The organism is Neorhizobium alkalisoli, assembly GCF_002968635.1.
GTDB classification, from domain to species: Bacteria; Pseudomonadota; Alphaproteobacteria; order Rhizobiales; family Rhizobiaceae; genus Neorhizobium; species Neorhizobium alkalisoli.
Window position 1 is genome coordinate 60865 of record NZ_PVBN01000013.1, and the last position, 19148, is coordinate 80012.

The following is a 19148-nucleotide window of genomic DNA, read 5'->3' on the forward strand; positions in this document are numbered from 1 at the left end:
CCTTTTCTTGCGGTTGAACGGACCCGGACCTCGGCGGCTAAGCCTCAACGACTGCTCTTGATGGGCAAAGCCCGGCAAGAAAAGTTGTTTGATCGAGACGGTCGAGAGCGGAGACACGGGAGGCTCGGACCCTTTGGTCCATGCGGCTTTCCTTTCGGAAAACCAGCCCTCCGTTCAGCCACCAGCCAGAAGACCGGGTGTTTCGAACAGCGCGCTTATACGGATTTTTGGGCAGATGGCAAGGGGAGTGTTGGAAAACCGGCTAAACCCGATGCCTGCTTGCTGTCATGGACTTCGGATGACCCGGTAGCCGATCCTCTCCAGGAGGTGCTCGGCGTTCAGCAGCATCGCGGCGGTAACGAGGCCCGAATCCCGGGTGGCGGCCTCCAGCCTGAGCTGGTCGAGGGCCAGAAGGTGAAGCCTGCGCACCGGCTGGTCGCCTCTTTCCAGTTTCCGCAGTTCGTCCGACGGCAGATCCAGCTCCGAGGCAAGTTCCTTTTGCGTCAGTTTAAGTTGCTTCCGACGCCGGATGAACTCTCTTCGATGAAGAACGGATTGCATGGTTTCAGCGCATCGCTCCAAGTATGGAGGAGACCGATTAGCTGCCTTTTTCAGGGCCGGAGCAAGTCGCCTATTGGAGGTAGATGTCCCCCGGCCCGTGGCTCCGCTATAGCGTCATCGGATATTGCCGATGGATCGCGGCGATCTCCTTCATCACCTCTTCGGAGAGCTTCACATCCGTCGAACCGATATCGGTCTTGAGCTGTTCCGTCGTCGTGGCGCCGATGATGACGGAGGCCATGAACGGTCGCGACAGGCAGAAGGCGAGCGCCATCTGGGCTGGTTCGAGGTCATGTTTTTCGGCAAGCTCGAGATAGGCTTTTACCGCCGGGTCCTGCATGGGCGTCAGGCGGCCGCCGAGGTCGCCGTTGATCGTCGCCCGCGAGCCGGACGGCCTTGCGCCGTTCTGGTACTTGCCGGTGAGAAGACCTGCCGCAAGCGGCGAATAGGCCAGCAACCCGACGTCCTCGTGGTGGGCGACTTCGGCCAGATCGAGATCGAACTGCCGGTAGAGGAGGTTGTATTCGTTCTGGATCGAGGCGACCCGCGGCAGGCCGTTTTCCTCCGAGAGGCGGAGGTATTTCAGCGTGCCCCAGGCGCTCTCGTTCGAAAGGCCGATGGCGCGGAGCTTGCCTTCCTTGACCAGCTCGCCCAGGGTTTCGAGGATTTCGGAGATCTCCGCCGCGGCCTTTTCCCGATCCTGGGCAGAGGCATCGAAGGTCCAGGAATTGCGGAAGTGAAAGGTGCCGCGGTTCGGCCAATGGATCTGGTAAAGGTCGAGATAGTCGGTCTGCAGGCGCTTGAGGCTGGCATCCAGGGCTTCGCGGAGGGTCTCGGCGCCGATCTCGCGTCCGCCGCGGATATGCGGGCGGCCGCTTCCGGCAATCTTCGAGGCGAGGATCACATCCTTGCGTTTGCCGCTCTTCTTGAGCCAGGTGCCGATGATCTGTTCGGTGCGGCCGTAGGTTTCCGGGCTTACGGGTGTCGTCGGATAAAGTTCGGCCGTGTCGAAGAAGTTGACGCCTTTGCTAACCGCGTAATCCATCTGTTCGTGGGCTTCGGCTTCGGAGTTCTGCGTACCCCAGGTCATCGTGCCGAGGCAGATTTCCGACACGGAGAGCTCCGTCCGGCCAAGTTTCTTATACTGCATGGAATGAAATCCCGTCCTGAAAAGTCGGCGGCACTCTAAGCAGGATTTGATGGAGCGCAAGGGGAGAACGGGCCGTAAAAGGCCCGGAAAGCCGCCGCGCCCTTGACACTCCGGGCTCAAATGTGAATGGAGAGGCAAAACATAAGGGAAGGAACCACCCATGAGCATCGCATTCACGTTCCCCGGACAGGGCAGCCAGTCCGTCGGCATGGGGAAAGACCTCGCGGAAGCCTATCCCGAAGCCCGGGCCGTCTTCGAAGAGGTCGACGAGGCGCTCGGCCAGAAACTCTCCGATATCATGTGGAACGGCCCGGAAGAAACGCTGACGCTGACGGCCAATGCCCAGCCGGCCTTGATGGCCGTTTCGATTGCCGCCATGCGCGTCATGGAAGCCAGCGGCCTGAAGCTTGCAGACAAGGTCGCCTATGTCGCCGGCCACTCGCTCGGCGAATATTCCGCGCTCTGTGCCGCCGGCACCTTCTCGCTTTCCGATACGGCAAGACTGCTGCGCATCCGCGGTGACGCGATGCAGAGCGCCGTACCGGTCGGGCACGGCGCCATGGCCGCGATTATCGGTCTGGAACATGGCGAAGTCGATGCGGTTTGCGCCGAGGCACGGCGGGAAGGCGTCTGCCAGATCGCCAACGACAATGGCGGCGGGCAGCTGGTGATTTCGGGCTCGAAGGCCGCGGTTGAAAAGGCCGCCGCACTTGCCACGGAAAAGGGCGCCAAGCGCGCCATCATGCTGCCGGTCTCCGCACCCTTCCACAGCGACCTGATGGCGCCCGCGGCGGACGCGATGCGTCACGCTCTGGACAAGGTCGAGAAGAAGAACCCGGTCGTCCCGGTCATCGCCAATGTGCGCGCCGCCCCGGTTTACGATGCCGAGGAAATCGCCACGCTGCTCGTCACCCAGGTGACCGGCCAGGTGCGCTGGCGCGAAACCGTGGAGTGGTTCGGCGCCAATGGCGTCACGACGCTCTACGAGATCGGTTCGGGAAAAGTGCTGACAGGCCTTGCCCGCCGCATCGACAAGAATATTTCCGGCCTTGCCGTCAACGCGCCGGCCGATATCGATGCCGCGCTCGCTGCCATTCTTGGCTGACGAAAGAGACTCTAGAGGATTCGATCATGTTTGATTTGACTGGCCGCAAGGCCTTGGTGACCGGCGCAACCGGCGGGCTCGGCGAAGAGATCGCCCGCCTGCTGCACAAGCAGGGCGCCATTGTCGGCCTGCACGGCACGCGTGTCGAGAAGCTGGAGGCGCTGGCCGCCGATCTCGGCGGGGACCGCGTCAAGATCTTCCCGGCCAATCTCTCCGACCGCGACGAAGTGAAGGCGCTCGGCGAAAAGGCCGAGGCCGAACTCGAAGGCGTCGACATCCTGGTCAACAATGCCGGCATCACCAAGGACGGCCTGTTCGTGCGCATGAGCGATGCGGACTGGGACTCGGTGCTCGAAGTCAATCTGACGGCCGTGTTCCGCCTGACCCGCGAACTCACCCATCCCATGATGCGTCGCCGCCATGGCCGCATCATCAACATTTCCTCGGTCGTCGGCGTTACCGGCAATCCCGGTCAGGCGAACTATTGTGCTTCGAAGGCGGGCCTGATCGGCTTTTCGAAATCGCTGGCCCAGGAGATCGCCACCCGCAACGTGACGGTCAACTGCGTCGCTCCGGGCTTCATCGAGAGCGCCATGACCGGCAAGCTGAACGACAAGCAGAAGGACGCCATCCTGGGCGCGATCCCCATGAAGCGGATGGGCGCCGGCGCGGACATCGCCGCTGCGGTTCTTTATCTCGCTTCGAACGAGGCGGGCTACGTGACCGGCCAGACGATTCACGTCAACGGCGGCATGGCGATGATCTAGGCTGCGGTGCGGCGTTGCATGTCCTGTCGCAATCGGCTGTTGGCGGCGGTGAAATGGAACAAATTCTGGCTTTGCGGAACACGGAAACCATGTTAAGCGGGCCATGACTGTGAATAGTCACCCCGAAATGCAGGCCGTCATATTGCGTGAGTGCGGCATGACTGGAACCTGACGAGGGGGGAACGGGTTTGCCGGGCATCGGCGTCGAGAGGCGGCGAGTGCAGGTTTTAAACAGGGTACGGGTGCTATTCGGGCATCCGGAAAGACAAAGGTCGAGGAAACCGACATGAGCGATATCGCAGAACGCGTGAAGAAAATTGTTATTGACCACCTCGGCGTCGATGCCGACAAAGTTGTCGAAGGCGCAAGCTTTATCGACGATCTCGGCGCGGATTCGCTCGACACCGTCGAACTTGTCATGGCTTTCGAAGAAGAATTCGGCGTCGAGATCCCTGACGATGCGGCCGATTCCATTCTGACCGTCGGCGATGCCGTCAAGTTCATCGAAAAGGCCCAGGCCTGATCGATCCGAAACATTTGGGATAACGCCCGCAAGGCAAATCCCGACGACGGCCCGCTTGTTCGGGCCGTTTCAGCAAATAGAACATGCGAAATTAAGGCGGAACGCTGGCGATGAGACGGGTCGTTATCACCGGTACCGGCATGGTATCTCCCCTCGGATGCGGAACGGAAGCAAGCTGGCAGCGTCTGCTCGCCGGCGAGAACGCTGCCCGGGTCGTGACGGAATTCGAGGTGGAGGATCTGCCTGCCAAGGTTGCCTGCCGCATACCGGTGGGTGACGGTTCCAACGGCACCTTCAATGTCGACGACTGGATGGAGCCGAAGGAACAGCGCAAGGTCGATCCCTTCATCATCTACGGCGTGGCCGCGGCCGACATGGCGCTGGAAGATGCCGGCTGGCATCCGAAGACCGACGAAGACCAGATTGCCACGGGCGTGCTGATCGGTTCGGGCATCGGCGGCCTCGAAGGCATCGTCGAGGCCGGCTATACGCTGCGCGACAAGGGCCCGCGCCGCATTTCTCCCTTCTTCATTCCCGGCCGCCTGATCAACCTGGTTTCCGGCCAGGTGTCGATCCGCCACAAGCTGCGCGGCCCGAACCATGCGGTCGTCACCGCCTGTTCCACCGGCGCTCACGCAATCGGCGACGCAGCGCGCCTGATCATGCTCGGCGATGCCGACGTGATGGTCGCAGGCGGCGCTGAATCGCCGATCTGCCGCATTTCGCTTGCGGGTTTCGCGGCCTGCAAGGCGCTTTCGACCCAGCACAACGACGACCCGCAAAAGGCGTCGCGCCCCTATGACCGCGACCGTGACGGTTTCGTCATGGGCGAGGGGGCCGGCATCGTCGTGCTGGAAGAACTGGAGCACGCCAAGGCGCGCGGCGCAAAGATCTATGCGGAAGTAGTGGGCTACGGTCTTTCGGGCGACGCCTTCCACATCACCGCACCTTCGGAGGATGGCGACGGCGCCTATCGCTGCATGTCGGCCGCGCTGAAGCGGGCCGGTCTGGCGGCGTCGGACATCGATTACATCAACGCCCACGGCACCTCGACCATGGCCGACACGATCGAACTCGGGGCTGTCGAGCGACTGGTCGGCAATGCTGCGTCGAAGATTTCCATGTCCTCGACGAAATCGGCGATCGGTCACCTGCTTGGCGCCGCCGGTGCGGTCGAGGCCATCTTCTCGACCCTGGCGATCCGTGACAATATCGCGCCGCCGACGCTGAACCTCGACAATCCCGATGTCGAGACGGCGATCGATCTCGTGCCACACAAGGCACGCAAGCGCGAGATCAACGTGGCGCTCTCCAATTCCTTCGGTTTCGGCGGCACGAACGCCTCCCTCGTGCTTCGCCGTTACGACGCGTAATTGGTCGTGGCAAATGCGGCTGGACTTTCGAGGCCGGCGCGTATCATCTTCTGGACCTGTTTTTTGCCGCATTGCTTGGCCAAACAGCGGGCGAAGTTTTGAGTCTCTTGGGGGGCGCGGTTGAGCGATACGAATCATGTGAGTGACCCTTCTGCAGGCAATGGCAGGGGCCCTATCATTCCGAAGTCGCCGAACGAGGCGCTGAAGCCCGAACGCGTGCCCGAACCGCCGCGGCGATCGAAGAAGGCGCGCAGCCAGCTCGTCATCTTTCTGAATTTCGTGATGACGATGGTCGTCCTCGTGTGCATCGCAGGGGTCGCCGGCTTTTACTACATGATCTCGACATTCCAGGGGGCCGGCCCGCTGGAAGCCAACGCGCATTTCATGGTCCGTCCCGGTACCGGCGTCGCCGAGATAGCCAGCAATCTCGAACGCAACGGGATCATCTCCGACGCGCGCGTCTTTCGTTACGTGACGGCGACCTATCTGCGCGACGGTTCGACGCTCAAGGCCGGCGAATACGAGATCAAGGCGCGCGCTTCCATGAAGGACATCATGGAATTGCTGGAATCGGGCAAGTCGATCCTCTATTCGGTCGTCCTGCCGGAGGGCCTGACGGTGCGGCAGATGATGCTGCGGCTCGCCGAGGATGCGGTGCTGGAGGGCGATCTGCCGGCGGAACTGCCGCCGGAGGGCAGCCTGCGTCCGGACACCTACAAGTTCTCGCGCGGCAGCAAGCGCGCCGACATCATCCATCAGATGCGTGTCGCCCAGCAGAAGATGATCGAGCAGATCTGGGAGCGCCGCGATCCGGACCTGCCGGTCAAGACGAAGGAAGAGTTCGTCGTGCTGGCCTCGATCGTCGAGAAGGAAACCGGCAAGGAAGACGAGCGCGCCCATGTGGCCTCGGTCTTCATCAATCGGCTGCAGAAGGGCATGCGCCTGCAATCCGATCCGACGATCGTCTACGGGCTTTTCGGCGGCGACGGAAAGCCGGGCGACCGGCCGATCTTCAAATCCGACATCGCCAAGCCGACGCCCTACAATACCTATCAGATCAAGGGCCTGCCGCCGACGCCGATCTCCAATCCCGGACGGGCCGCTCTGGAGGCGGTTGCCAATCCCTGGCGCACCAACGATCTCTATTTCGTGGCCGACGGCAGCGGGGGGCATGTCTTTGCGGCGACGCTCGAGGAACACAACGCCAATGTCCGTCGTTGGCGCAGGATAGAAGCCGATCGCGCGCCGGCCAATCCCGAAGCCGTCGTGGACGGTCAGCCGGATGGCGAAGAGGCGGAAAAGCCGCCGAAGAGCAATTGATCCGCTTCCTGCGTCACTTCACCTGGAGAGTTCGATGACCTTGCAGTCCATGACCGGTTTTGCCCGCAGCGAAGGGTCGAGCGGGCGCAATCGTTTTTCATGGGAACTGCGCTCGGTGAACGGCAAGGGGCTCGACCTAAGGCTGCGGCTGCCGCCGGGCCTCGAGCGGCTGGAGCCGGATGTGCGCCGGCTGATCTCGGAAAAGTTCTCCCGCGGAAACCTGCAGGCGACCCTCAATTTGACGGTCACCGAAACCCGGGTGGAGGCGGTGCTGAACCGGGATGCGCTTGCCGCCGTACTGTCGCTTCGCGAGGAGCTGGGCGATGTCGTCGATCCCGCTCCGCTGCGGCTGGATACGCTGATGGGCATTCGCGGGCTCGTGGAGATCCGGGAGCCCGAAGAGGGCGAGGAGGCGGTCGCCGCCCGCGACGCGGCGATCCTTGGCTGTCTCGGTGAGGCTCTGGAGCATCTTCGCCGGATGCGCGAAGGAGAGGGCGCGGCCCTTGCTGCGGTCCTGAAGGGGCAGGTCGAGCGTATCGCAGAGCTTGCGGCGGTCGTCGAGACCGATCCCTCCCGCTCGCCGGAAGAGATCGTCAAGCGGCTGTCCCTCCAGCTTGCGGCGCTCCTGCAGGAGGCGCCGACGCTCGATCGCGACCGCCTGCATGCGGAAGCGGCGATTCTCGCTACCAAGGCCGACCTTCGCGAGGAGATCGACCGGCTGAAGGCGCATGTGGCAGCGGCCAAGGATCTGATCGACAAGGGTGGGCCCGTCGGACGGCGCCTCGATTTCCTTGCACAGGAATTTAACAGAGAATCGAATACAATCTGTTCCAAATCCAATGCCGCTGCTGTAACCGCGGCAGGTATCGAATTGAAAGTCGTCATCGACCAGTTCCGCGAACAGGTCCAGAATTTGGAGTAGTTCATGAGCCCGGCCCAATCGTTGAAGGGCAATGCGTCCTCGCCCGTGAAGATCGCCCGGCGCGGGCTGATGCTGGTCCTCTCTTCGCCCTCCGGCGCCGGTAAATCGACGATTGCGCGCAACCTGCTGGACGAAGACCGAAGCCTCGAGATTTCCGTCAGCGTGACGACGCGCGCAAAGCGACCGAGCGAGATCGCCGGAAAGCACTATCATTTCATCAGCGTCCATCAGTTCGAGCGGATGCGCGATGCGGGCGACCTGCTCGAATGGGCCGAGGTTCACGGCAATTTCTACGGCACACCGCGCGAGCCGGTCGAACAGGCGATGGCGGAAGGCCGCGACATGCTGTTCGACATCGACTGGCAGGGCGCGCTGCAATTGCAGGAGAAGATGAAGGCGGACGTGGTCTCGATCTTCGTGCTGCCGCCGTCGATGACGGAACTGCAGTCGCGCCTGCACCGCCGTGCCGAGGATTCCGAAGAGGTCATCCGCACGCGGCTCCTGAATTCCCGCGCCGAGATCGAACACTGGCGGGAATACGACTACGTGATCGTCAACGACGATCTCGATGAGGCCTTCGGTTATGTCAGCTGCATCGTCAAGGCGGAGCGGATCCGGCGGGACCGCCGATACGGACTGTTCGACTTCGTCGAGGGACTGCTTCAGGAAGAGCCGAAGCTCTAGGGCGAATGGGCTGCTTCCCGCCGGTCATCGTGCTTGGTTGACGTAGGAAGAGGTCGTCAGTACTAAAACCGGGATCGAGTTCCGCGCTTCAACATGGGAAGGTTGAGCTATGTCCGAGCGTTCTCCCGGCTCCGTTCCGAAAATCTGGCCTTCCGCCAATAGGCCCGGCTTTCACAAATCCTTCCGGCTGAACCTCGATGACCATCTGGATATCCAGCATGCGACGCGCCAGTTGCTGCCGCTTGGTCCGACCGTCGCAGCAGTCGGAGCCGTTGCGCTTTTCGTCGCGCTGATCCTGAATTTCGATAGGTGGCGGGAAGGCGACGTGGTGACGTCGGCCATCTATATCGTTGCGACGGTCGTTGTTTGCGTGCTTCTTGCAGTTCTCCTGCTCAATCCTGCCCGGCAGCTTCTGCGTTTCATGTATCATCGACGACTGACCAAGCTCGGCGTAATCGGCAAGCCTGTGGAGTCGACCGTGGACAGAAATGGAATCTGCTACACGGTGCTGGGTCAGACGATCACCTGCACGTGGGAATCGCTCTATGCGCTCGAAGAGGACGACGGAACGTTCTATTTCTGGATGTCCAAGATAAGCGCTCATCCCTGGCCGGCGAGAGTGTTCGCCTCGGATGAGGAACGGCAGACTTTTCGTGGGAGCGTGATGGAATGGGCGGGTCGCCCGTTTTCACCGCCCGTTCTGGCCCGCCTCGGAGCCGGAGGCAGGCTCAACCTTCCCGATTGAGGATAAAGGGACGTCAGATATCTTTCTGGCATCGGATCGCGAAGATCGTCGTCGCGATCCGATGCCGACAGCCTCTGCCGATCCCGATGCGCTATTCGTTGATATCAGGCTCGACAAGCTTCGCCAGATTTCGCAGCGACTCCTGCCAGCCGAGATAGCAAGCCTCGGCCGGGATGACGTCCGGCACACCTGCCTGCACTATGTCGACCTCGGTCCCAACAGAGACTTTCTTCAACGTCACGGTGACTTCCATTTCGCCGGGCAGGTTGGGATCGTCGAATTTGTCCGTATAGCGCAGGCGTTGACCCGGGACGAGTTCGAGATATTCGCCGCCAAAGGAGTGGCTTGCGCCCGTTGTAAAGTTCCGGAACGACATTTTGTGCGTGCCGCCGACGGTCGGCTCCAGATGATGCACGGTGCAGACAAAGCCGTTGGGGGGAAGCCATTTGGCGACAGCGTCCGCCTCGATGAACGCGCGATAGACCTTTTCCGGGCTGGTCGCCAGGACGCGATGCAAGCGTATTGTGTTCGGCATAATCGTGATCCTTTTGAATGGATGGAATAGACGACTCTAAGGACGAACGCTGCTTTGCCAATCCGACACCGGATCGATCTTATTTTGAAATGAGAACGGCTCAGGTTTTCCGCGCAGCGCGGATTGGGGCGGCCGGTTTATCGTTGGAACAAATGCCTTAACGCAGACATTGGGGAGAGGTACACGGTTAAATTGAAGAGGTCCAGAGATGCGCCCGGCGACCCGGCAGCGGCTCCGCCTGTCCGGCGGCACGGAATTGTCCTTCGTCACGGCAGGTGAGGTATCCAGACCCGCGGTGCTGCTCCTGCATGGATTTCCGAATTCCTCGCGGATGTTTCGGGAGGTCGTGCCGATACTGTCGCAGGCTACCTATGTGATCGCCCCAGATCTGCCCGGATTCGGAGAATCCGACGTCCTGCCGACGTCCTCGTTTTCAGCCTTCGGTCAGGCGATTTCCGAGCTGCTGGACCGGCTCGCAGTCGGGCCGCGTTACGTCTACCTCCATGATTTCGGAGCGCCCGTGGGTCTCCACATCGCCATGCAGGCGCCGGAACAGGTAAAGGGTCTCATCGTTCAGAACGCCAACGCTCATCGGACGGGGTTCGGGCCGGAATGGGCAGCGACCGAAGCCTTCTGGGCAGACCCCAGCCCGGAAAACGAGGCGGCGGCCACCAGCCATCTGACACTGGAGGGCATGCGCGACCAGTATATCGCCAACGTTCCCCCGGATATCGCTGCGCGAATTCCAGCCGGATACTGGGAAGAGGACTGGCGGGTAATGTGTCTGCCGGGCCGGATGGAGACGCAACGGGCGCTCGTCGCGGACTACGGGAACCATGTCGCCCGGTTCGACGCCATCGCCGAATATCTCGCGTCCTGGCAGCCGCCCGCCCTGTTGCTCTGGGGAAGGCACGATGCGTTTTTCGCCCTGCCCGAAGTGCTGTCATGGATGCAGGCTCTGCCGCGGATGGAGGCCCATATCCTCGACGCCGGCCATCTGCTGCTTGAAACGCACGCGGCCCCGGCCGCATCACTGATGCTCGACTTCATCAGGAAAACGCGGCAGGACAGTGAGGGAGGTTAAAGCCCGATCAGGCCGCCTGAGCGGCGGTGACAAATTTCCGCATCCAGACTCATAGGTCGCGAAGCGACACGTTTCGTCGGGCCGAATATTCTGCCGACTGCATGTCGGAAAGTCGTTGCGCCGCGCGTCTTCATCAAAGCGCAACGGAGTTCGAGCCCGATGAAGATGTATTTCAGCCGCAATCCCAATCCCCGCCTCGCGGTCACGGTCGCGCGATATCTGAATGCGGAGGTTGATTTCGAGTTCGCCTCGCCACAGTCTCCGGCTCAGGGGGACCGTTATCTTTCTCTCAACCCCAACCTGCTGCTGCCGATTCTCGAATTTTCCGGGAAAGCTCTTTGGGAAGCCGATGCGATCGCCTGCTGGTTTTCGCGCTGCACGGGTTCCGACTTCTGGCGCACCGGCGACGACGAGCCCGACATGATCCGGTGGATAAGCTGGGGGAAGGAAAACTTCGTCAGGGCCTGCGACATGGTGCATTGGGAACGCGGGACGAAGCAACGATACGGCATCGGCGCCTGCGATCAGGCGATGGTCGAGGCGGGCCTGAGGCAGTTTCATGTCGCCGCCCGGATACTGGAAGCCGAACTCTCGGGCCGGGCGTGGCTGGCTGGAGGTTCCGTCTCCTTCGCCGATTTCCGCATGGGCACGTTTCTGCCCTTCAACGATGCAGCGCGGCTGCCGATCGACGACTATCCCTCGGTCCGTCGCTGGTACGGGCAGCTTGAAGGCATCGAGGCCTGGCGGAACCCCTTCGATGGGCTGAACGCACCCGATCTGCCCCCGCTACCCAATTGAACAGCGGCGGGACGTCCGTGCGACGAGCGTCGGGCTCAAAGAGAGTTCGCCAACCGGACGAACTCTTCCACGGACAGCGTTTCCGCGCGCCTTGCGGGGTCGATGCCGGCCTTGACGAGCAAGGGTTCGCCGCCGACCGGTTTGAGGCTCTGGCGCAGCATCTTGCGGCGCTGGCCGAACGCTGCCTGCGTGACCCGTTCCAGCTTGGCAACTTCGCAGGGAAGGGGATTTGTCCGCGGCGTCAGGTGCACCACGGTGGAGGTGACCTTCGGGGGCGGGGTAAAGGCCTGGGGCGGCACGTCGAAGACCATGTGCGCATCCGTCCGCCAGCCGGCGAGCACGCCGAGCCTGCCGTAGTGATCGTCATCCTCATCGGCAACGATGCGGAGGCCCACTTCCTTCTGGAACATCAGCGTCAGGCTTTCCCAGAAGGGCGGCCATCGGCCATTTTCCGGCAGCAGCCAGTTGATCAAAAGCTGCGTGCCGACGTTATAGGGCAGATTGGCGATGATCCTGACGGGGCCTTCCGGTGCAAGCGCGGAAAAGTCCGTCTTCAGCGCATCGCCTTCGATGACTTCCAGTCGGCCTGGATAATGATCGCCGATCTCGGCGAGCGCCGGCAGGCAGCGGCTGTCGCGCTCGATGGCGACGACCTTCTTGGCGCCGAGGGAGAGGATCGCCCGCGTGAGCCCGCCGGGGCCGGGGCCGACCTCGAAGACGGTCACGCCCTCGAGCGGTCCGGCGCTGCGGGCAATCTTCTGGGTGAGGTTGAGGTCGAGCAGAAAGTTCTGCCCGAGCGCCTTTTTCGCATCGAGGCCGTGACGCTGGATCACGTCGCGCAGCGGCGGCAGACCGTCGAGTGTGGCCATCAGGCGGAGGCTTTCGCAGCAAGCTCGCCGGCAAGCTTGATGGCCTCGACAAGGCTCGTCTCGCGGGCAATGCCCTGGCCGGCGATGCCGAAGGCCGTGCCGTGGTCCGGGGAGGTACGGATGAAGGGCAGGCCGAGCGTCACGTTGACGGAAGTGTCGAAGCCGAGCGCCTTCGCCGGGATCAATGCCTGGTCGTGATACATGCAGATCGCCACGTCGTATCGGCCACGGGCTTCGTCATGGAACATGGTGTCGGCCGGCAGCGGCCCGAACACATGGAAGCCTTCGGCGCGCAGCTTGAAGATGACCGGATGGATGACATCCTGGTCCTCGTGGCCGATCGCGCCATCCTCCCCCGCATGCGGGTTCAAACCGGCGACCGCAAGACGCGGTCTGTCGATGCCGAAACGGGTGATGAGATCATGATGGGCGATCCGGCAGGTTTCCTCGATCAGCGCTTCGGTCAGTGCGCCGGCAACATCCTTCAAAGGAATGTGGATGGTCACCGGGATGGCGCGCAGCTTCGGCCCGGCAAGCATCATTACCGGCATCAGCTTCCGGCCCGTCGCCTTCTCTGCGAGGTCGGCGAGGAACTCGGTGTGGCCGGGAAAACCGAAGCCTGATTGATAGAGAATGGACTTGGCGATCGGATTGGTGACCGTGCCGGCCGCCTTGCCTTCGAAGCATAGCGAAACCGCCTTTTCTATCGCCGCGATCGTACCTCTGGCGGTGGCCACATGCGGTTCGCCGGCGGCGACCTCGGCACCAGCCGGGATGGGCAGGACGGGCAGGGCATCGGCAAAGACCGACAGAGCGCTATCCGTATCGGCTTCGCGGATCGGGACGTCGAGATCGAGAAGTGCTGCCCGTGATTTCAGAACCGCGGGATCGCCGAGGAACAGGAAGGGCGGCAGGCCGTATCGGTCCCGGGAAGCCCAGGCGGCGAGGGTGATATCGGGACCGATGCCGGCAGGGTCGCCCTGCGTGAGTACAAGCGGACGATCAAGCGGCATGGGCACTCCGGTATCGGCGGTCGATCAGCGATATTCGATCTGCGCCTTGGAGCGCAGTTCGTCGAGGAACTTCTTCTCGTTGGGGTTCTGCCCGGACTTCTGCTCCTTGCCGAGGTCCTCGGCGCGGAAGACCACTTCGGCCGCAAAGTCGTCCGAGACCTGGCGCTGGTTGCAGATGGCGAGGAATTCCACACCCCGTTCGGTGACCCGGGTTCCCGTGGTGCCGCCCGAGGCCTTCTCGATCAGCGGCTTCCATTCTTCGGGCAGCTCCGGCGCGAGAACGCGTCCGAGGCTGCGGATGGAGACATCCAGCATCGTCGCCGCAAATTCCTTGGACTGCTCGCAGCCGGGGAACTTGCCGCGCGCCGCGTTTGCTTCCTTCTGGCGCTTGCCGAGGACGGCGTTGCGCTTTGCCGGCGGCACCACGAAGATCACCTGCTGCAGGAAATATTCGGTGGTGACCGGCTTCTGCTTGTTTTCCATCATGCGGGTGACGAGCTCCTGGCTCGACATGCGACCGCGGCCGCCGCCGTAACGGGAGCCGACCAAGCGCGGCCAGCTCATCTGCACGGCAATGTAGTTCTTGAAATGCTCCACGCCGACGCCAGCCTTTTCGAGGATCTGGCTCATCTGCTGCGGGTTCATCTTGTTGCTGGCAGCAAAGCGCTCGAATGCCTTGTCGACCTCTTCGGTGCTGACCGACATCCTGTTGCGGGCGATTTCCTGACGTTTGAGGATCTCGTCCACCATTGCTTCGCGGGCCGTCTTCGTATCCGCCTTCTGGCGCTGCAGGCGCAGGAAGGCGGCGCGACGGGAAACATCGCTGCTGGTGATCGGCGTCCGGTTGACGACGGCTGCGATCCCGCTTGCCGCCTGTGCCTGCTGGAAAACCGGCTGTACGACAATGGAGGCCGCCAGGACGGCCGCCGCCAGCGCCAGCCTGCGCGTTGCGGTCATTGCAAACATGGTACCAATTCCTTTCCCGCCCCGACCGGTTGCTTGTCCGGTCGGCCTCGCCTTACTCTTACTATATTTGGGCTCGCTTGCACAATTCTTGCGGCGAAACGATGACGGGGAAAGATCAGAACCATTCGCGTTAATAGCGATAGTCCTGATCGTATTCCTTCGTCGAGCCAATGTTGATGTCGCCGAGGGTGCGGAAACTCAGGCGCGCGCTGACGGTCCAGTCGTTGGCGGCAGTGCTTTGCGGCTTGTCAGTATAGGCAAGCGTGAAGATCGTGCACTCGTCCGCATAGCTGACGCCGATGCCGCGCTTGATGATCTCCTTGTCGGCGAGATCCCAGGTTGCCGTGCCGGCAAGCGCCCAGTTCTCGTTGATCCGCAGGGTCATCGAATTCTTCAGGACGTCGGTCGCTTCTTCCGAGCCGTATTCCGGCTGCGGATCGACCTGCGTATAGACGAGGGTACCCTGCACGCGCGGGGTCGTATAACCCAGCGAGGCGTCGGTGCGCTTGACCGCGAAGGTCTTCTCGTCGAAGCGCGTGTTCACGCCCACGGTGAAGCCCTGCGGCAGATCGATCGCGGCCATTGCGACATAGTCGGAACGGCTGGTTTCCAGACCGGAATTCGCGCCCGCCTGCACCAGGTCCTCTGTCGCAAACGAGTTCTGCCCGCCGATGTGGAAGGACTGGCCGACAATGCTTCTCACGCCGATGCCGTTATCGAACGAGCCGGTATAGCGCAGGCCGACATTGGCACGGGTGCCGCCTTCGATCCGGTCGTAGCCCGAGAACTTGTCGCGTTCGAAGAGCGACGTCGCATCGAAGACAAAGCTCTGCGCGTCCTCGTTCGGCAGTCCGCCGGCCATCTGCTCGTCCGGACGGACGAAGATCTGGGCGATCGGCTCGATGACATGGCTGCTGTTTTCCGTCGTCAGCAGGATCGGATAACGGGCTTCCAGACCTGCGGTGACCATGTAGCGGCTGTCGCCGCCTTCCGGCTCGAGATCACCGGCATAGAAGGCAGGCGTGCCGGAGCCGGTATGACGCAGGCCGTCGCCGCGTGCGGCAAGGATAGGCGTCAGCAGGAGCCCGTCGAAGGTGTTGAAGGTGCGCTTCCACTCGGCTTCCACCGTGAAGCGGCTATAGCTGCCTTCAAGGCCCGGGAAGCGGTTGGTGGTGCCTTCCGTGTACCAGTCGTCTTCCCGGCGGGAGAGATTGGTAAGGTTGGCGTTGATGGAGAGCTCGCCGCCGAGGATCGGCTCCGGCGCATAATAGCTGTAGTCGAGCGACGGATAGACGATCGCCTGCTGCTGTTCGAGCGTATTGCGGGCGGCGTTGTCCTGCACGTTGAAATAATAGCCGTGCAGGTCGAAATAATTCCGCGTGCCAAGCCCGGTCAGATAGACGTCGTTCGTGAACGTGTCGTCGTCGACGCCTTCCAGCTCATAGGTCTTGGAAAAGTTGTTGTCGCTCTGGGCCATGACGTCCCAGCCGAAGGTCCAGCGCGGGTTGATCTGGAATTCAGCCTTGGAGGCCACCATGAAGCGATCGTCGGCTTCATAGTCGCTGGTGCCGGAATCGAACGATTCCGGATTCTTCTGGTGAATGCCGGCAAACCGGAAGGTGTGCTCGCCGGTTTCGAACCGGTTGCGGATTTCCCCCTGCAGCAGCAATCCCTGATGGGAATAGTAGGTCGGGGTGATCGTCGCGTCCATGCTCGGCGAGAACACATGGTAATAGGGAACCGCCACGCCGACGCCGAGGTTGTCGCTGGCGCTGAACTGCGGGAAGAGGAGGCCCGATTTGCGCTCCACCGTCTCGTCCGGCACCTCGATTGCGAAAGGTAGTCTGCCGATCGGAAGGCCGAACAGTTCGAACTGCGCGTTCTCCAGCCGAATCGTATGGGTCTGGCCGTTGCGAACGACGCGCTCGGCCTTGACCTGCCAGAGCGGCGCCTTGCCGGGCTGCTTGGCGCAGGGTAGGCAGGCCGTGTAGACGGTGTTGTTCAGCACCATCAGGTCGCCGGGCTGGCGCTCAGCGCTTTCGGCTGCAAGCCGGGTATTGTCGGTGGTTTCGACGCGAAGCGTATTGAGGAAGCCTTCGCCGAAATCGTCCGTCACATCGAGCTCGTCCGCATAGACGCGGTTTCCGCCGGGCTCGATCAGCTCGATATTGCCGGTGGCCATGACGCGCCCGGTCTTCTGGTCGTACTGAACACGCTGAGCCACCATGCGGTAGCGGTTGTAATAGAGTTGCACGCCACCGGTGGCGGTGACCTGCTGAGCATCCTGGTTGTAGACAAGCTCATTGGCACGCAGCAGGAGCTTGGCGCCATCCGCGGCAGCGGGCACCAGATCCTGCGCATGCAGGGGCATTGCGGATACGCCGAGTACGCATACAGACACACCTGTCAGCAGGGCGGCGGCGAGCCGTCTTATATGTTTGCGGTTACTGACCGCCACTAGCCATCCTCCTGGTGAAGCAGAATCGTCGTCCCAAGCGCCGTCGCGACGATGACTGGAACCCAGACCGCCACGAAGGGAGGAATCGCCCCGCTGCTCCCGAATGCCTTCACAAGCACGGTTACGACATAAAGCACGAAGCCGGAAACTATTCCACCCAGAATCACGGAGCGGGACTGGGCGAAGCGACTGAATTTTAATGAGACTGTTGCAGCAATGAGAGTCATGGCAACGAGCAGCAGGGGCAGGGACAGCAGCGAGTGATACTGCGTCTCGAGCGCCTTTGTGGATATGCCGAAAGATTTGCCGACCTCGATTTTTCTGGAAAGATCAAAAAACGCAACGCTTTCCGGCTGCGCCAGGCTTTCCTGGATATATTCCTGTTTCAAGTTGGTGCGAACCTGTGCAGTCTCGCGACGGACTGGAATTTCGCCGGGCCGGTTCTCCAAAACCTCGTTAAGAAGCCAGTAACCATTTTCCAATTTTGCCGTCTTGGCGTCCTGCCGCATGATGACGCGACCGTCCTTGTCGAAGTGGAAAACCGCGACGTCGATCAGGAATGTTCCCTGCTCCTGGTAGCTCTTGGCGCCGATGATCGTGTCGTCGTCGCCGCTGATCTGGCGGATCCAGGGTACGAAGGCCGATGCGCGAGCCCGGTTGCTCGCCTCTCGCCAGCTCGCCTCCATGGAGGCCGATTCGCGCTGGCCCCAGGCAGCAAGCGGATTGACCACCAGCAACACCCCAAGGCCGACCAGGAAGGCGCCGGCGATGAAGGGGGAAACGAACTGCCAGACCGAAATGCCCGCTGCCCGTGTCACCACCAGCTCGTAGCGGCGGTTGAGTGCAATCAGCACCGTCATGCCGATGAAGAGGCTAAGGGTGGGAATGGTCTGCTGCAGGATGAGCGGTACGCGCATGGCCGTCATCAGCAGGCCGGCGGATACCGTGTAACCGACGAAGCCCGACATGCGGCGGCTCGTCTCGCTGAAATCCGCCAGGAAAATGATGGCGCTGACGCCCAGCAGGAACCAGAGCGCGGTCACAATATAGCGGCGGAAGAAATACCGTCCGAGCGTCGAGAAGATCACGCCACGCCTCCATCCGCGCTGCGGGACGCAAAACGGCGCTGCAGATTGCGTGTCAGGCGGGACATCCCGCGGGAGAGGAAAGCGGGCGTCGAAAAATGCCGGTTGGTCGCGAGCATATAGATCGCGATCAGCGAGAAGAAGATAGGCACGGCATAGGGAAGCGGCGCGTAGAGTGGGTGGAGTTCCACGAGGTTGGTCGCCGAGAACCCGAGCCAGCGGATGGCAAAGGCAAGGAAGAGCGCATAAACCATCGGATGCACGCGCGTCTGCCGATGCGAGCGCGTGTTTCCGGCAACCACCAGCGACAGAAGCGCAAAGGTGATCGGGAACAGCCAGTCGGAAAGGCGCCTGTGCAGCTCGGCCCGGTAGCTGTCCGGCGATTTCTGGTAGAGCGGGTCGTTCGGATCCGGGTTCAAGAGAAAGAGCAGGCTGCGGTCGGTGGAATATTGCGGCAGACCGCCTTCGGACTTGGCCATTGCCGAAAGGTCGAAGGCATAGGACACGAATTTGATGATCGAAATCCGGCCATCGGCGGATTTGCGGTGAACCTCGCCGTCGCGCATGGTCAGCGACGTGCCGCTTTCGTCGATCGATCCCTCGCGGGCGTAATAGATGAGGTCGAAATTCGGATCGCGGTAGTCGACGACGAAAAGCCCTCTCAACACGCGGCCGGAATGGCGCTCGGAAATCTGGACATAGAGCCCGTTTTCGATGCTGCGGAAGGTCTTCTCTTCGATCACCGAGGAGAGCAGGTCGGCATAGGCGGCGGCGACCATCTGGCGCGCGGCGACCCGTGAAGGCGGCTCGACGAAATTGGTGACCAGGAAGGAGAACAGGCTGAGCGCGAGGCCCAGCACCAGCACCGGGCGGTAGATGATGCTGCGGGTGGCGCCCGCCGCGTCGATGACCGGCAGTTCCGAATCATTGTTCATCGCCGTCAGCGTCTGGGTGATGCCGATGACGAGCGCGAACGGCAGGACGACGGGGATGATGGTGGGCAGGATATAGGTAGCAAGGGTCGCGAACGAGCCCATCGACTGGCCCGTATCCGTGACCAGGTTGATGCGTCCGAGCACCTGGATGGTCCAGATGATGGTGAGCACCGGCACGAGCGTCACCAGAAACATCTGGAAAACCCGGCGCAATATGTAGCGTTCGAGAAGCTTCATTCCTGCCCTGGACTTCCT

19 protein-coding genes are annotated in these 19148 nt (G+C 61.9%); 10 read left to right on the plus strand and 9 right to left on the minus strand.

Going from position 1 to position 19148, the window contains the following annotated elements; translation table 11 throughout:
* Positions 1-285 precede the first annotated feature (285 nt).
* Positions 286-561: a helix-turn-helix domain-containing protein gene (locus C5L13_RS23740; protein ID WP_105385743.1), complete on the minus strand. Its 276-nt coding sequence runs from the start codon at positions 559-561 to the stop codon at positions 286-288.
* 106 nt (positions 562-667) lie between these two features.
* The gene (locus C5L13_RS23745; RefSeq protein WP_105385744.1) at positions 668-1711 is read right to left on the minus strand and encodes an aldo/keto reductase; all 1044 of its coding nucleotides are present in this window, start codon (positions 1709-1711) and stop codon (positions 668-670) included.
* A 160-nt stretch (positions 1712-1871) separates the two neighbouring features.
* Between C5L13_RS23745 and fabD the strand changes: the two genes are divergently transcribed.
* The 8 genes from fabD (at position 1872) to C5L13_RS23785 (ending at position 9150) form a co-directional block, all read left to right on the plus strand.
* Positions 1872-2816 (plus strand): ACP S-malonyltransferase, encoded by a 945-nt coding sequence (gene fabD, locus C5L13_RS23750; protein WP_105385745.1) that lies wholly within the window; start codon positions 1872-1874, stop codon positions 2814-2816.
* 26 nt (positions 2817-2842) lie between these two features.
* Complete coding sequence (gene fabG, locus C5L13_RS23755) at positions 2843-3583, plus strand: 3-oxoacyl-[acyl-carrier-protein] reductase (RefSeq protein WP_105385746.1); 741 nt, start codon at positions 2843-2845, stop codon at positions 3581-3583.
* 286 nt (positions 3584-3869) lie between these two features.
* Positions 3870-4106, plus strand: coding sequence for an acyl carrier protein (locus C5L13_RS23760; protein WP_003502080.1), 237 nt, complete (start codon positions 3870-3872; stop codon positions 4104-4106).
* A gap of 110 nt (positions 4107-4216) precedes the next feature.
* Positions 4217-5479, plus strand: a complete 1263-nt coding sequence (gene fabF, locus C5L13_RS23765) for a beta-ketoacyl-ACP synthase II (RefSeq protein WP_105385747.1) — start codon at positions 4217-4219, stop codon at positions 5477-5479.
* Positions 5480-5599: 120 nt separating this feature from the next.
* Positions 5600-6799, plus strand: a complete 1200-nt coding sequence (mltG, locus tag C5L13_RS23770) for an endolytic transglycosylase MltG (RefSeq protein ID WP_105385748.1) — start codon at positions 5600-5602, stop codon at positions 6797-6799.
* A gap of 34 nt (positions 6800-6833) precedes the next feature.
* Positions 6834-7721 carry a YicC/YloC family endoribonuclease gene (locus tag C5L13_RS23775; protein ID WP_105385749.1) on the plus strand — a complete coding sequence of 296 codons (888 nt, stop codon included), beginning with the start codon at positions 6834-6836 and terminating at the stop codon, positions 7719-7721.
* A 3-nt stretch (positions 7722-7724) separates the two neighbouring features.
* Positions 7725-8405 (plus strand): guanylate kinase, encoded by a 681-nt coding sequence (gene gmk / locus C5L13_RS23780; RefSeq protein WP_105385750.1) that lies wholly within the window; start codon positions 7725-7727, stop codon positions 8403-8405.
* Positions 8406-8514: 109 nt separating this feature from the next.
* The gene (locus tag C5L13_RS23785) at positions 8515-9150 is read left to right on the plus strand and encodes a YcxB family protein (RefSeq protein ID WP_105385751.1); all 636 of its coding nucleotides are present in this window, start codon (positions 8515-8517) and stop codon (positions 9148-9150) included.
* 91 nt (positions 9151-9241) lie between these two features.
* On the opposite strand, the gene C5L13_RS23790 is transcribed toward C5L13_RS23785, so the two are convergent.
* Positions 9242-9685: an SRPBCC family protein gene (locus tag C5L13_RS23790; protein WP_105385752.1), complete on the minus strand. Its 444-nt coding sequence runs from the start codon at positions 9683-9685 to the stop codon at positions 9242-9244.
* Between the two features lie 208 nt (positions 9686-9893).
* Between C5L13_RS23790 and C5L13_RS23795 the strand changes: the two genes are divergently transcribed.
* Both C5L13_RS23795 and C5L13_RS23800 read left to right on the plus strand, forming a co-directional pair.
* The gene (locus C5L13_RS23795) at positions 9894-10769 is read left to right on the plus strand and encodes an alpha/beta fold hydrolase (protein ID WP_105385753.1); all 876 of its coding nucleotides are present in this window, start codon (positions 9894-9896) and stop codon (positions 10767-10769) included.
* 159 nt (positions 10770-10928) lie between these two features.
* Positions 10929-11567, plus strand: coding sequence for a glutathione S-transferase family protein (locus C5L13_RS23800; RefSeq protein ID WP_105385754.1), 639 nt, complete (start codon positions 10929-10931; stop codon positions 11565-11567).
* A gap of 35 nt (positions 11568-11602) precedes the next feature.
* Here C5L13_RS23800 and rsmA read toward each other — a convergent pair whose 3' ends face one another.
* From rsmA to lptF, 6 genes are all read right to left on the minus strand, one after another.
* Positions 11603-12436, minus strand: coding sequence for a 16S rRNA (adenine(1518)-N(6)/adenine(1519)-N(6))-dimethyltransferase RsmA (gene rsmA / locus C5L13_RS23805; protein WP_105385755.1), 834 nt, complete (start codon positions 12434-12436; stop codon positions 11603-11605).
* Positions 12436-13449, minus strand: coding sequence for a 4-hydroxythreonine-4-phosphate dehydrogenase PdxA (pdxA, locus tag C5L13_RS23810; protein WP_105385756.1), 1014 nt, complete (start codon positions 13447-13449; stop codon positions 12436-12438). Before pdxA ends, rsmA begins: the two co-directional genes overlap by 1 nt.
* Positions 13450-13473: 24 nt before the next feature.
* Positions 13474-14415: a SurA N-terminal domain-containing protein gene (locus C5L13_RS23815; protein WP_105385757.1), complete on the minus strand. Its 942-nt coding sequence runs from the start codon at positions 14413-14415 to the stop codon at positions 13474-13476.
* A gap of 130 nt (positions 14416-14545) precedes the next feature.
* Positions 14546-16873, minus strand: a complete 2328-nt coding sequence (locus tag C5L13_RS23820) for an LPS-assembly protein LptD (RefSeq protein WP_105385758.1) — start codon at positions 16871-16873, stop codon at positions 14546-14548.
* Positions 16873-17961 carry an LPS export ABC transporter permease LptG gene (gene lptG, locus C5L13_RS23825; RefSeq protein WP_105385759.1) on the minus strand — a complete coding sequence of 363 codons (1089 nt, stop codon included), beginning with the start codon at positions 17959-17961 and terminating at the stop codon, positions 16873-16875. The genes C5L13_RS23820 and lptG overlap by 1 nt, the downstream gene beginning before the upstream one ends.
* Positions 17958-19130: an LPS export ABC transporter permease LptF gene (lptF, locus tag C5L13_RS23830; protein WP_105385760.1), complete on the minus strand. Its 1173-nt coding sequence runs from the start codon at positions 19128-19130 to the stop codon at positions 17958-17960. The genes lptG and lptF overlap by 4 nt, the downstream gene beginning before the upstream one ends.
* Positions 19131-19148: the final 18 nt, after the last annotated feature.